This window comes from Mesorhizobium sp. M0239, from assembly GCF_040321815.1.
Classification (GTDB): Bacteria; Pseudomonadota; Alphaproteobacteria; order Rhizobiales; family Rhizobiaceae; genus Mesorhizobium.
In genome coordinates this window covers 95,279-108,109 of sequence record NZ_JAMYSG010000007.1, presented here as the reverse complement: position 1 = coordinate 108,109, position 12,831 = coordinate 95,279, and the positions used below count along the sequence as shown (strand labels likewise).

Sequence of the window (12,831 nt, the reverse complement as noted above, 5' to 3'; positions counted from 1 at the left end):
GCGCAGACAGGATTGGAGACGACGACCATGGTCACCAGGACAATCATCGCACCCTCGGTGCTTTCCGCGGATTTCTCGCGGCTCGGCGACGAGGTCGAAGCTGTCGTGCGGGCGGGTGCCGACTGGATCCATCTCGACGTGATGGACGGGCATTTCGTACCCAACATCACCTTCGGTCCGCCGGTGATCAAGGCGATCCGCGACCGAACGGACAAAGTCTTCGACTGCCATCTGATGATCGCGCCGGCCGACCCCTATCTGGCCGCCTTCGCCGACGCCGGCTGCGACATCATCACGGTGCACGCCGAGGCCGGGCCGCATCTCGATCGTTCCCTGCAGGCGATCAAAAATCTCGGCAAGAAGGCCGGCGTATCGCTGAATCCTTCGACGCCGGAGAGCGCCATCGAATATGTGCTCGACAGGCTCGACCTGGTGCTTCTGATGACGGTCAATCCAGGCTTTGGCGGCCAGGCCTTCATTTCCGCGGTCATCGAGAAGATCAGGCGAATCAAGGCACTGGTTGGCCACCGCCCGATTGACATCGAAATCGATGGCGGCGTCACGGCCGAAACCGCCCCGCTGGTCGCCGCGGCCGGCGCCAATGTGCTGGTCGCCGGGTCGGCCGTGTTCAAGGGGGGCACCGAGGCGGCCTATCGCGCCAACATTGGAACCATCCGACAGGCGGCCGACGGTGCGATCCGGAAAGCCGCGTAAACCATTCCATCGGAGGCAAGCATGGCGGCCGTCCCCCCTGTCTGCGATTTCGGCTGGCGCGCCATCGATGCCGTTTTGCCTGACGTCGACGGCAGGTCGCATTCGATCTTCAGCCAGGCCGGCCCGAACGGCCTGGTCGTGGCCTTCATCTGCAATCACTGCCCTTATGTGAAGGCGGTGATTTCACGTATCGTGCGCGATGCCAACGACCTCAAGGCCGAAGGTATCGGCTTTGTCGCGATCAACTCAAACGATGCCGATGCCTACCCGGAGGATTCCTTCGACCAAATGAAGCTATTCGCCACGACGAGCGGCTTCAGCTTCCCTTACCTGCACGACCAGCACCAAACTGTGGCGCGCGATTACGCAGCCGTGTGCACTCCCGATTTCTTCGGGTTCAACAGCGAGTTGGGACTGCAATATCGCGGTCGGCTGGACGCCTCGCGACGAGAAGCCGGAGCGCCCGGGCTGAGACGCGATCTGTTCGAGGCGATGAAGCAGGTTGCCCGAACCGGCGACGGGCCGCTGGACCAGATCGCCTCGATCGGCTGCTCGATCAAGTGGAAGGATGCCGCATGAACGTCGGCGCAGGTAGGCCGCTTCGATCGCCGAAGGCGATCCTGTTCGACCTCGACGGCACGCTGGTCGACTCGGCGCCGGACATAGCGGCCGCAGTCAACGAATTGCTGGCCAGCCGCGATCTGCCGCCGCTGCGCCTGGATCAGGTCACGGCCATGATCGGCGGCGGCGTCAGGAAATTGATCGAGCGAGCCTTCGCGGCGTCGGGAGCGCCACTGCTCGGTAACGCTCTCGATGAGGCCAACCGCGTCATGGCGCCTATCTACCGCCGGCATCTGACCGGCCTGACAAGGCTGATGCCTGGCGTCAGGGAGGCTCTCACCCACTTTCATTTGGGCGGGGTAAGCATGGGGGTGGTAACCAACAAACCGCAGTTGGCGACCCGCGAAATCCTGCTTCATTTCGGATTGACGGAATATTTCGGCGCCATCGTTGGCGGAGACGCGGTGACATTCCTGAAACCGGCGCCCGATGCCCTGCTGCTGGCGTTGGCACAGCTTGGGGTCGACGCCGGTGACGCGCTGCTGGTCGGAGACAGTGGCGCTGACCTGGGCGCCGCACGCGCCGCCGGCTTGCCCGTCATTCTGTTGCGCGGCGGCTACAGCCACATTCCGGTGGAAGAGCTTGGCGCCGACCTTGTTTGCGACAGCCTTTTCGATCTGCCTTCGGCAATGCAGAGGCTGCAAGCCGATGCGTGATTGAGGCGTCCGCCGGCCGAACGCAAATTCGAACGGCCGGCTGCGCTCTATTTCGAGAATTGCTTCAGATAGGCAATGACATTGGCGATGTCTTCGTCCTGCTTGAGGCCGACAAACGCCATCTTCGTTCCTTTGACCATGGCCTTGGGATCGTGAAGATAGGTCTTCAGTGAGGGCTCATCCCATTTGACGCCGGATTTGCCAGCCGCGACCATCGCCTGAGAATAGCTGAACCCCGGGTGTGTTCCAGCCGTTCGGCCTATGACGCCGTTCAACGACGGGCCGACCTTGTTCTTGTCCTGGTCGGCGACGTGGCAGACCTTGCATTTGGCGAAGACCTTCTCACCCGCCGCCGCATCCTGTGCCTGGGATTGGCTCGCGATGAAGGGCACAACGGACATGACTGCGAAAAATGCGATTGCGCGCATGGCATTTCCTCATTGATCGTCTGGGTGCCCTGGACGATTTGCGCATGCCGATCCTTTGATCCGTCGGCATGCGCCTTACGCGGTGGTGTGGAATATCCGCTTCTCCCGTGGAGCCGCGCCGCGTGATTCAGAAGCTAATTGGCATGTTGTGAAAGTCAATCGTACAAAGGTTTAGAGGCCTGGGTGCTCAACAGACCCGTCCATTCGTCTTTGTTGACGGTGATCCGGCGAGCGCGTAGCTTGACCTCACTCCGGTTTCTCCATTGGCACCTCGGGAAATCCGGCAAACGGTGATTTTGCCCTCGCTTCTGGTTGGGCTGAGCTCGCCGGGATGAGCGTTTGGGAACGCGCAAGAGGTGCTGAATGGACATGGTCGATCTCATATTGACGGTTTGCCTCAGCGCCAATCCGAGCAATTGCCGAGACGAACATCTCTATTTCGAGAGCCGCGGCACTCTGTTCCAATGCATGATCCTTGCCCCCAGCGAAATCGCGAAATGGTCCCAAGAACACCCGACCCTCAAGGTCATGCGCTGGAAATGCGCATTTCCAAACAAGGAACGAGCCATTTGATTTGGCAGCGCGGAACCCTGGGGAGGAGGTGTCATGATGGTTTCACGGCGCATGACGTTGCGTCTGGCGGTTCTCGGGACAGCCGCTGTTCTTGCTACCAGGCCGGGCGTTGCGGCAGCCAGGATTCGCCTCGGTGTGCTGAAGTTTGGAACCGTGAGTTGGGAACTCGATACGCTAAGGCAGCACAAATTCGATGCCGCGAACGGGATCGGTCTGGAGATCATCGACTTCGCCGGCGAGGATGCAACCAACGTCGCGATGCTGGCTGGCGCGATCGATATGATCGTCTCCGACTGGCTGTGGGTCTCGCGCCAGCGCTCCGAAGGCGGCGACCTCACATTGACCCCCTATTCGACCGCGGTGGGTGCGATCATGGTGAAGGAGGATTCGCCGATCCGGACGGTCGCCGATCTCAAGGACAAGAAGATCGGCGTCGCCGGCGGCCCGCTCGACAAGAGTTGGCTGCTGATACAAGCGCTGACCAGACGCGATCTCGGCGTCGACCTGTCGGCAACCAGCGACATCGTCTTTGGCGCGCCGCCACTGATTTCGGAAAAGGCGATACAGGGCGAACTCGATGCAGTGCTGAATTTCTGGCATTTTTGCGCGCGTCTCGAGGCCAATGGCTTCCGTCGATTGATCGGCGTGAATGACGCGGCAAAGACGCTCGGGGCTCTGGGACCCGTTTCGGCGCTCGGTTACGTCTTCCATGACCAATGGGCCAACGAGAACCCCGATGCCGTCAGGGGTTTCGTGAGGGCGTCCGCGCAAGCCAAGGACTTGCTGGCCAGATCCGATGACGAATGGCTGCGCCTGGCGCCGATCATTCGCGCGGAAGGCAAGGAACTGGAAAAACTGCGCGATCGCTACCGCCAGGGCATTCCCAGCCGGTCGATCGCCGAGGAAGCGGCCGACGCCGGCAGGCTATACCATGTGCTTGCGGCGATCGGCGGCGCGAAGCTTGTCGGCAGCGCGCCGGAAATGGCGCCCGGCACGTTCTGGCAGGACCCCGAGAAATGACCGCATTGGGAACCGACGGCGCGCGTGATGCCCCGCCGACCATGTCCGGCCGACGCAATCTGGCGACGGCACTCATGCCCGCGCTGACCGTAGCGGTCTCCCTGCTCGGGCTTTGCCTGCTGTGGAACCTTGCGGCAAGTGTCTGGCCAAGCCGTGCCTTTCCAGGACCTGGGCAGGTCTGGCAGGTGCTTCTCAGGGAGGCTGCGAGCGGCGACCTTTTTTACCATCTCGGCGTGACCCTCGGCCGGGTCGCCGCGGCATATATCGTCGCAATGATCATCGGATCCGTCATCGGCGTTTTGCTCGGCAGCCATCGTCGCGTCGACCGTTTTTTCAACCCGTGGGTGATCCTGTTCCTCAACATCCCGGCGCTGGTGGTCATCGTCCTCGGCTATATCTGGTTCGGCCTCAACGAGGTGGCGGCGATCGGCGCGGTGGCGGTGAACAAGATCCCGAATGTCGTGGTGACGATGCGCGAAGGCGCCAGGGCGCTTGATCCAAGTTACGCCGAAATGGCCACCGTCTATCGCTTCGGCCGCCTTGAACGCATCCGCCATATCCTGCTGCCGCAATTGCAGCCCTATCTTGCCGCCGCATCGCGATCCGGCATCGCCCTCATCTGGAAGATCGTCCTGGTCGTCGAGTTGCTCGGCCGCTCGAACGGTGTCGGCTTCCAGATCCATCTCTATTTCCAGCTCTTCGATGTCGCCGCCATTCTTGCCTACACGCTGGCTTTCGTGGCGGTGATGCTTGTCATTGAACTTCTCCTGGTGCAGCCCGTTGAACGACATGCAACCCGTTGGCGCCGTCGTCCCGCTTAAGGTCGACATCGCCGAAAAGACCTTCAGGTCCGCGCGAGGCGTCTCGATCACGGCGCTTCAGGACCTTTCCTTCGAGGTCCGGCAAGGCGAATTCGCCTGCTTGCTGGGACCGTCGGGCTGCGGCAAAACCACGACGCTGCGTATCCTGCTTGGCTTGGACAAAGACTTTTCCGGCTCCTTCCAGTTGCCGCAAGGAGGTTCGAACCGCATCGCCGCCGTATTCCAGGAACCGACCCTGCTGCCGTGGCGAACGGTGGAGCAGAATGTCAGGCTGGCGTTGCCGAAAAGCTTGAGAGCGAAAAATCTCGACAGGCTGTTCGACACGCTCGGCCTCGCCGGCATGCGCTCGCTCTATCCTGCCGAACTGTCGCTCGGCCTTGCGCGCAGGGCAGCACTTGCCAGGGCTTTCGCCACCGAGCCGGCGGTGCTTTTCCTGGACGAACCCTTTGTCTCGCTCGACGAACAGACCGCCGAGCGGCTTCGGCATCTGCTTTTGACCGTGTGGTCGGCACGGCCAACGACCGCCTTGATGGTGACGCACAATCTACGCGAGGCACTGATGCTGTCGGACCGCATCATCGTGCTCGCGCCGCGGCCAACCCATGTGCTCGGCGTGTTCGACGTACGGCTGCCACGGCAACATCGCAATTCGCAGGTGATGAGCGACCTTCTGCGGTCGTTCCATCATAGATTTCCGGACGTCACCTGATTGCCAGCAGGCGAAATGCATATCGGAGGCCTTCATGTCGGTTGATCTGCTAAGACGCAGGCTTGTGAGTGGCTTCGCCTGCACCGCCGCCAGCGCCGCCTTGCTGCCATGCTGCCTCGGACGAGCCGTTCTGGCCGCAGGTGGCAGTTCTCGGTTCTCGGTCAGACAAATCGCCGACGGCGTCTTCGCCTTCCAGGGCGCGGATGAGTTGATGACCGCCGCCAACGACGGTGCGATCTGCAATCTGGGCGCCGTCATCGGCACCGATGCGGTTGCCGTCATCGACAGCGGTGGCAGCCTCATCGAGGCGCACGCCTTTCTCGCCGCGATCGGAAAGCTGACAGCAAAGCCGGTTCGCTTCCTGGTCAACACCCACATGCATCCCGACCATATCTTCGGCAATGCGGCATTCCGGAAGATCGGCGCGACCATCGTCGGTCACCGTAATCTGCCGCGTGCTCTCGAGGCGCGTGGCGCGTTCTATCTGCACAACTATCGCGAACAGCTTGGCGAGGCGCTGATGGAGGGGATCGAGATCGTGTCGCCGACCATGCTGGTCGACGATCGCCTGCAACTCGACCTCGGCGGGCGCATGATCGAACTGCGGGCATGGAAGGCGGCGCACACCGACAACGACCTGACCGTGTTCGATCCCGCGACCAGAACGCTCTTTGCCGGCGATCTCGTGTTCATAGGCTCCTTGCCGACGCTCGACGGATCACTGCTTGGATGGCTCCGCCAGATGGATGCGCTCACCGCGATCGACGCCGCGCGCGTCGTTCCAGGTCATGGTCCTGTAACGGCCGACTGGCCACAGGCGCTGGCGGAGGAGCGACGCTATTTCGAGATTCTGGCGCGCGATATCCGAAAGGCGATCGCCGACGGAACGCCGCTGCGCGAAGCAGTTAAAACCGCGGGCGAAACCGAACGGGATAATTGGCACCTGTTCGACGATTACAACGAGCGCAACGCAACGGCCGCATTTGCCGAACTCGAATGGGAATAGACGATGCCGACACGCGTCAGGTACCTGTAACGCACGGCGATTTGCCAAGGTGTCGCCAAAGGCTTATCCTCAACGCAGCCTGGGCACCACCTCTCTTGCATTGGTGGAGGCATCGAAATGCAAAATCACGCTTACTCGAGCCGGCAGCTCGCTTTGCCGCTCGCATCCGTTTTCGTCGCGATCATCTTGGCCATCGGCACGCTGCTCGGCTCCTCGGGAACCGCCAGCGCACAGCAAACAACCGCGTCCTCGGATAGGATCTGGCAGGATTTGAAGGGCGACGTGTTCGGCGATCGGGCAATTCTGGTCGATACCGGGGTCGTCAGGATCGAAGCGCCGAAGCGGGCGCAGGATGCCGCCATCGTGCCCGTCGACATCTATCTCGATCCAGCCAAGGCGCCGGACGGCATCAAATCCGTTACCTTGATCATCGATGCCAACCCTGCACCGGTGGCGGCAACGTTCCAGCTCGGCAAGGATGCCGGCGTGACGCATCTGTCGACGCGCGTGCGCGTCAACGACTATTCCTATCTGCGTGCCATCGCTGAGACGCAGAGCGGCCAACTCCATATGATGCAGACCTTCGTCAAGGCATCAGGCGGATGCTCCGCCCCTGCGGTCAAGAACCAGGACGAGGCCAACGCAACGATGGGTCAGATGAAGCTGCGCCAGTTCCCGCCCAAAGAGACGATGACCAAGACTGAGGAACTGCAGTTGATGATCCGGCACCCTAATAATTCGGGCCTGCAGCGGGATCCGCTGACCCAGTATTTCATACCGGCCCATTTTGTCCAGAAACTGTCGATCTCCCAAGCCGGCCGGCCGATCCTCTCCATGGAAGGTGGAATATCGATTTCGGAAGACCCCAATTTCCGGTTCGATTTCAGCGTGCACGGCAACGGCGAAATCCAGGTGGAAGCGATCGACACGGATGGCAAGACATTCCGCAATCAGTGGCCCCTGGAGACAGCAGGTCTCTGAAGTATCCCTCTTGCGCCGTAATGCCGGCTGCTTGCCAGCTCGATCCCGAAAGTGGAGTTCGTTTCGCGAGGATCAGACAAAGGATGGTACTCCATCCGGCTTGCGGAGGGAGCAGGCTCTAAAAGCAGCGCACGTCGGCTTCCGACTGCGCGCGCTTCAATTCGGTGCGGGCTGCCTTCGCCGGTGCGCTTTCGCGAAACAACCCCGCGTTTTCCCCTGTGGTCAAAGACATGCTCTTGAAAGTCTCGGCTCTCTCATAGTGGTCGTAGGGAAGGATCGAGGCGATGACGTCGATCGAGCAGGAACAGCTTTCCAGCGCCTGACGTGTCTGGCCGTTCGTCTGCATGCAGCCGAGCACGTAATCGGCGATCGTTGCTGTCGGGTAATCTCCCGCGGCGCCCGCCGGGTTTGCGAAGGCCAGCGGCGCGGCAAGGAGCAGCGGCAAAGTCGAAAATCCAACATATCTGATCACGGGAAAACCTCCGGTTGGGCTGGGCGCGATGCGCCCAGTCGGGATCACCGTGGCAGTTGGCAACGTGCCGCAGAGTCAGTCAAGCGCCCATGGCTTCCGTATACGACCAAAGGAGGAATGCAGTGCTGGTCGACGGTGGTTCCGCATGGGGGCCCCATGCCCCGGTCCACGCTCCAACTCCAACGATCATCTCATGCTTGGCTCACTATCGTTTCCCAACGGGGCACGTACATGGCCATGCCGAGACATCGAAGTGAATACCTCCAAATAAAATCCACACTTAGGTGAAATGTAAAACTCAAAAAATAATCAAATTTTATCCGGCCCACCGTTATTTCTCAATCAGAAATACTTCATCTAACAAATACTACCCTACTTATTTCCTTATATTGCGCCGCATCATTTACGATATTGCGGTGCAAAAAAACACCCAGGCTTTTTTGCTTGCCTAGCGTTTTGCGATGACATAGCCTCACTCTGTTTCCGGCTTCAAGGGCGTCACCGTCATTAGGGAGCGGCGACAGTCTTTCGTAGGCCAAGGTGAGGTGGGCAGTAACGGTGCCCTCTGCACATCTGGCTTAGGTCGTGACACGCTGCCGGAAATATTTCCCCCCCGTGAATCGCTTGGGCAAGCCCTTGTGGGCTCAGCAAATGATTCATCACTATGAACCTCGGGAGGAATTCGGATGCGTGTATTTACGAAAGCTACCTATATTCTAACCACTGCGGCGTTTCTGTCGCTCGGCGCGGCCTTTACGGCGTCGGCTAACGAGGACCTTGCAAAGCTGGCTTCGGATTCGAAGAACTGGGCAATGCAGACGGGTGACTACGCCAACACCCGCTATTCCAAACTCAACCAGATTACTGCGGACAATGTGAAGAACCTGCAGGTCAAGTGGACCTTTTCCACCGGCGTGCTACGAGGCCACGAGGGTGGACCGCTTATCATCGGCGATGTGATGTATGTTCACACGCCTTTCCCGAACAATGTCTTTGCGCTCGATCTCAAGAATGACGGGAAGATCCTCTGGAAATACGAACCCAAGCAGGATCCCAACGTCATTCCGATCATGTGTTGCGATACGGTCAATCGCGGCGTTGCCTATGGTGACGGCAAGATCATTCTCAATCAGGCCGACACCACCGTCGTCGCCCTCGACGCGAAGACCGGCAAGGTCGTCTGGTCGGTCAAGAACGGCGACCAGACCGATGGCGGCAAGGGCGAATCCGGCACGGCTGCTCCCGTCGTCGTCAAGGACAAGGTGCTCATCGGCGTATCCGGCGCCGAATTCGGCGTTCGCGGCTGGCTGGCCGCCTACAATCTGAAAGATGGCAAACTCGCCTGGAAAGCCTATTCGGAAGGTCCGGACGCAGACACCCTGATTGATCCCGAGAAGACCACGCATCTCGGCAAGCCGGTGGGCAAGGACTCCGGCACGAACACCTGGGAAGGCGAGCAGTGGAAGACCGGCGGCGGCACGACATGGGGATGGTATTCCTATGATCCCAAGCTGAACCTGGTCTACTATGGCACCGGCAATCCCTCGACGTGGAACCCGGTACAACGCCCCGGCGACAATCGCTGGTCGATGACGATCATGGCCCGCGATGCGGATACGGGTGTTGCCAAATGGCTCTACCAGATGACCCCGCATGACGAATGGGACTATGACGGCATCAACGAGATGATCCTCGTCGATGGCATGGAGGTCAACGGCGCCAAGCACGACGTGCTGGTGCATTTCGATCGCAATGGTTTCGCCTACACCATGGATCGCGCCACCGGCGACCTTCTCGTCGCCAAGAAATACGATCCGGCCGTGAACTGGGCGACGGAAGTCGTCATGGACCCCAAGAGCGAACAATATGGTCGCCCGCAGGTCGTGGCGAAATATTCGACCCAGCAGAACGGCGAAGACACCAACTCGACGGGCATCTGCCCGGCGGCGCTTGGAACGAAGGACCAGCAGCCGGCGGCCTATTCGCCGAAGACCGGGCTGTTCTATGTCCCGACCAACCATGTCTGCATGGACTATGAGCCTTACAAGGTGAGCTACACCGCCGGTCAGCCTTATGTTGGCGCCACCGTGTCGATGTATCCCGCACCTGGCGGCGACGGCAACATGGGCAACTTCATTGCCTGGGATGCGGCCAAGGGCGAGATCGTCTGGTCGAAGCCCGAGCAGTTCTCGGTGTGGTCGGGTGCGTTGGCGACAGATGGCGACGTCGTCTTCTACGGTACACTCGAAGGCTACATCAAGGCGGTCGATAAGGACGGCAAGGAACTCTACAAGTTCAAGACCCCGTCCGGCATCATCGGCAACATCACGACCTACGAGCAGGGCGGCAAGCAGTACATCGCCGTTCTGTCCGGCGTCGGTGGCTGGGCAGGTATCGGCCTGGCAGGCGGTCTGCTTTCGCCTGATAACGCCGCTGCCTGGCATGGCGCCGTCGATCAGGGCCGTGCCCAAGGCGACGAGGCCGCGGTCGTTGGCACCGCTGGTCTTGGTGCCGTCGGCGGTTACGCTGCACTTGCCGACTACACGACGCTGGGCGGTCAGCTCACCGTCTTCGGTCTCCCGGATTGATGCGCTGGGAACCTTGAGAACGCCTCAGGTCTTGTGAGACCAAAGGCTTGAAGAACGAGAGCCCGGATCATCCGGAAGCCATGGCCGGGCTCTCGATTCGGTCACGCACCCAAAACACCGATCAATGCCGGTCGCGCCAGCAAAACCGTGTCCATTGGCAAATGAAGGAAGTTTGAATGTCCGTTCGCATTGTAATTTCGGCTTTGGTCCTGGCTCTGCTGCCTCTGGCAAGCTCAGGCGTCGCCCAGGCCGACGACAGCATGGAAAAAGCCAAGGCGGTGAAGGAAGAAGGCGGCAAGTATTTGGATGCGGATGGAAATCCGACCTACAAGATCGAAAACGGAACCGTCGATTGGTACACGTTCAGCGGCTACCGCCGGTATCACTCCGATTGCCATGTCTGCCATGGGCAGGACGCAACAGGTTCGAGCTATGCGCCGGCTTTGGTCAACAGCTTGAAAAACATGGATTACGGCACGTTCCTCTCGATCGTCGCCGAGGGCCGCAAGAATGTCGGCGGCGGCAAGGAAAACGTCATGCCTGCCTTTGGCGACAACAAGAATGTCTATTGCTACATGGACGACCTCTACATCTACCTGCGCGCGCGCGCAGATGGCGCGGCGCCCCGCGGACGGCCGCCCAAGCACGAAGACAAGGCCCAGGCGGCGAAGGATGCCGAAGCATCCTGCATGGGTGGATGACATGATTGGCCGCGATGCATTGAAGCTGCGCGTCGTTCTGCCGATCCTCGGAACACTCGCCTTGCTGCCGTCGAACGCGCATGCGCAAAGCGCCGGCCTTGGCGCGGCGGGAGAACTGGTCGATCCCGACATTCTGCGCGTCTGCGCCGATCCCTCGAATATGCCCTTCACCGACAAGAGCGGCGAAGGATTCGAAAACAAGCTGGCCGAACTGGTTGCCGCGAAAACCGGGCGCAAGTCCGTCTCCTACACCTGGTTTCCCACGATCACCGGCTTCGTGCGCAATACGTTGGGGGCCAACCGATGCGACATCATCATGGGCTATGCCCAGGGCGATGAGCTGGTGCAGAACACCAACGCCTACTATCGCTCCGCTTATGTGCTGGTGCATCCGAAAAGCAAAGTTATGGAAGGCGTGGAAACGATCGAGGATCCCAGACTCACGGGCAAGACGATCGGCGTCGTTGAAAGCACGCCGCCAACCGCCAACATGGCCGCCAACAAGCTTCTGCGGACCGCCAAGATCTATCCGCTTGCGGTGGATACGCGCGTCACCCCATCCATGGGAGAGGTCATGATCAAGGACATGCTGGCACACAAGATCGATGCGGCGGTGCTCTGGGGTCCGATGGCAGGTTACTATGCAAGGGAACTCGGAGCTGATGTGACGATCGTTCCACTGGTGAAGGAAAAAACCGGCTCGCGCATGTCTTACCGCATCACCATGGGCGTACGTCCGTCCGACCAGGAATGGAAGCGGACGCTCAACCGGGTGATCAGGGAAAACCAGGCGGAGATCACCAGGATCCTGCTGAGCTACAACGTGCCGCTGATCGACGAACACGACAACCTGATTACCCAATGAATGGAAGGGAGACTATTTTCTTGCTGGTCGCCGCGAGCCTTCTGGGTCTGACCGAGCCGACATGGGCTGGCGATGTCGCCGAACCCAGCGGTTACCGAATGGACGACTATCGGGCGCCGGTGCCGCGGACGCTGCAAGGCGCGAGGGTGGTGACGACGGTGGAAGCGGAAGCGCTGTGGCGAGCGAAAAAGGCGATCTTCTTCGACGTGATGCCGGACACGCCCAAGCCGGCCAATCTGCCGGCAGGGACGATATGGAGGGACAAGGTCAGAAAGGACATTCCAGGCAGCATATGGCTGGCCAATGTGGGATACGGCGCTATTTCGCAGGAGACCGCCAGCTATTTTCGCCAAGGCCTCGAGGCCAAGGCCGGGACGGACAAGTCGCGCGCGATTCTGTTCTACTGCATGACGAATTGCTGGATGTCGTGGAATGCGGCGAAACGGGCCGTCGAGTGGGGCTACAGTTCGGTAATCTGGTATCCGCTCGGCGCTGATGGGTGGGAAGATGCAAACCTTCCACTGGAGGAGAAAAAACCCTACACAACGAACAATTGAAGTAAGGACTGCAATTATTCTCGATAGTTTGTTTTCAACTTTTCAAAACCTATTGTTTCATTTGTCCATTTTGAGACTTGATGGACGAGCCATTGCGTCGGTGCCCTGCAATGGTTGAC

Annotated in this window: 15 protein-coding genes; 13 read left to right on the top strand and 2 right to left on the bottom strand. The window is 60.1% G+C overall.

The features are described from left to right. The first annotated feature begins 27 nt into the window (after positions 1-27). From rpe to gph, 3 genes are read left to right on the top strand one after another with little or no spacing between them, the layout of a single operon-like run. Positions 28-714 carry a ribulose-phosphate 3-epimerase gene (gene rpe / locus NKI99_RS09110; protein WP_128303317.1) on the top strand — a complete coding sequence of 229 codons (687 nt, stop codon included), beginning with the start codon at positions 28-30 and terminating at the stop codon, positions 712-714. 21 nt (positions 715-735) lie between these two features. Continuing rightward, positions 736-1,293, top strand: coding sequence for a thioredoxin family protein (locus tag NKI99_RS09105; protein ID WP_023810397.1), 558 nt, complete (start codon positions 736-738; stop codon positions 1,291-1,293). Continuing rightward, positions 1,290-1,991: a phosphoglycolate phosphatase gene (gene gph / locus NKI99_RS09100; protein ID WP_352440185.1), complete on the top strand. Its 702-nt coding sequence runs from the start codon at positions 1,290-1,292 to the stop codon at positions 1,989-1,991. Before NKI99_RS09105 ends, gph begins: the two co-directional genes overlap by 4 nt. 47 nt (positions 1,992-2,038) lie before the next feature. On the opposite strand, the gene NKI99_RS09095 is transcribed toward gph, so the two are convergent. Further along, complete coding sequence (locus NKI99_RS09095) at positions 2,039-2,419, bottom strand: c-type cytochrome (RefSeq protein ID WP_023810395.1); 381 nt, start codon at positions 2,417-2,419, stop codon at positions 2,039-2,041. A gap of 363 nt (positions 2,420-2,782) precedes the next feature. On the opposite strand from NKI99_RS09095, the gene NKI99_RS09090 reads away from it, so the two are divergent. The 6 genes from NKI99_RS09090 to NKI99_RS09065 all read left to right on the top strand — a co-directional run bounded on the left by NKI99_RS09090 (position 2,783) and on the right by NKI99_RS09065 (position 7,529). Continuing rightward, positions 2,783-2,992: a hypothetical protein gene (locus NKI99_RS09090; protein WP_023810394.1), complete on the top strand. Its 210-nt coding sequence runs from the start codon at positions 2,783-2,785 to the stop codon at positions 2,990-2,992. Positions 2,993-3,025: 33 nt separating this feature from the next. Further along, the gene (locus NKI99_RS09085) at positions 3,026-4,012 is read left to right on the top strand and encodes an ABC transporter substrate-binding protein (protein WP_023810393.1); all 987 of its coding nucleotides are present in this window, start codon (positions 3,026-3,028) and stop codon (positions 4,010-4,012) included. Continuing rightward, the gene (locus NKI99_RS09080) at positions 4,009-4,833 is read left to right on the top strand and encodes an ABC transporter permease (RefSeq protein WP_031212962.1); all 825 of its coding nucleotides are present in this window, start codon (positions 4,009-4,011) and stop codon (positions 4,831-4,833) included. Before NKI99_RS09085 ends, NKI99_RS09080 begins: the two co-directional genes overlap by 4 nt. After that, positions 4,802-5,542 carry an ABC transporter ATP-binding protein gene (locus tag NKI99_RS09075; RefSeq protein ID WP_023810391.1) on the top strand — a complete coding sequence of 247 codons (741 nt, stop codon included), beginning with the start codon at positions 4,802-4,804 and terminating at the stop codon, positions 5,540-5,542. Before NKI99_RS09080 ends, NKI99_RS09075 begins: the two co-directional genes overlap by 32 nt. A 34-nt stretch (positions 5,543-5,576) precedes the next feature. Further along, entirely contained in the window at positions 5,577-6,548 is a 972-nt protein-coding gene (locus NKI99_RS09070) for a quinoprotein relay system zinc metallohydrolase 2 (RefSeq protein WP_352610602.1), read from the top strand. 117 nt (positions 6,549-6,665) lie between these two features. After that, positions 6,666-7,529, top strand: a complete 864-nt coding sequence (locus NKI99_RS09065; RefSeq protein ID WP_352610600.1) for a quinoprotein dehydrogenase-associated SoxYZ-like carrier — start codon at positions 6,666-6,668, stop codon at positions 7,527-7,529. 118 nt (positions 7,530-7,647) lie between these two features. Here the strand turns inward: NKI99_RS09065 and NKI99_RS09060 are convergent, their stop codons facing one another. Beyond that, positions 7,648-8,001 carry a hypothetical protein gene (locus tag NKI99_RS09060; protein WP_023810388.1) on the bottom strand — a complete coding sequence of 118 codons (354 nt, stop codon included), beginning with the start codon at positions 7,999-8,001 and terminating at the stop codon, positions 7,648-7,650. A gap of 686 nt (positions 8,002-8,687) precedes the next feature. Between NKI99_RS09060 and NKI99_RS09055 the strand changes: the two genes are divergently transcribed. From NKI99_RS09055 to NKI99_RS09040, 4 genes are all read left to right on the top strand, one after another. Beyond that, positions 8,688-10,589, top strand: coding sequence for a methanol/ethanol family PQQ-dependent dehydrogenase (locus NKI99_RS09055; protein ID WP_352610598.1), 1,902 nt, complete (start codon positions 8,688-8,690; stop codon positions 10,587-10,589). A gap of 176 nt (positions 10,590-10,765) precedes the next feature. Next, positions 10,766-11,290: a c-type cytochrome, methanol metabolism-related gene (locus tag NKI99_RS09050; RefSeq protein ID WP_127327544.1), complete on the top strand. Its 525-nt coding sequence runs from the start codon at positions 10,766-10,768 to the stop codon at positions 11,288-11,290. Next, positions 11,262-12,155 (top strand): quinoprotein dehydrogenase-associated putative ABC transporter substrate-binding protein, encoded by an 894-nt coding sequence (locus NKI99_RS09045; protein WP_352610596.1) that lies wholly within the window; start codon positions 11,262-11,264, stop codon positions 12,153-12,155. The genes NKI99_RS09050 and NKI99_RS09045 overlap by 29 nt, the downstream gene beginning before the upstream one ends. Beyond that, positions 12,152-12,712: a PQQ-dependent catabolism-associated CXXCW motif protein gene (locus NKI99_RS09040; protein WP_352610594.1), complete on the top strand. Its 561-nt coding sequence runs from the start codon at positions 12,152-12,154 to the stop codon at positions 12,710-12,712. Before NKI99_RS09045 ends, NKI99_RS09040 begins: the two co-directional genes overlap by 4 nt. Positions 12,713-12,831: the final 119 nt, after the last annotated feature.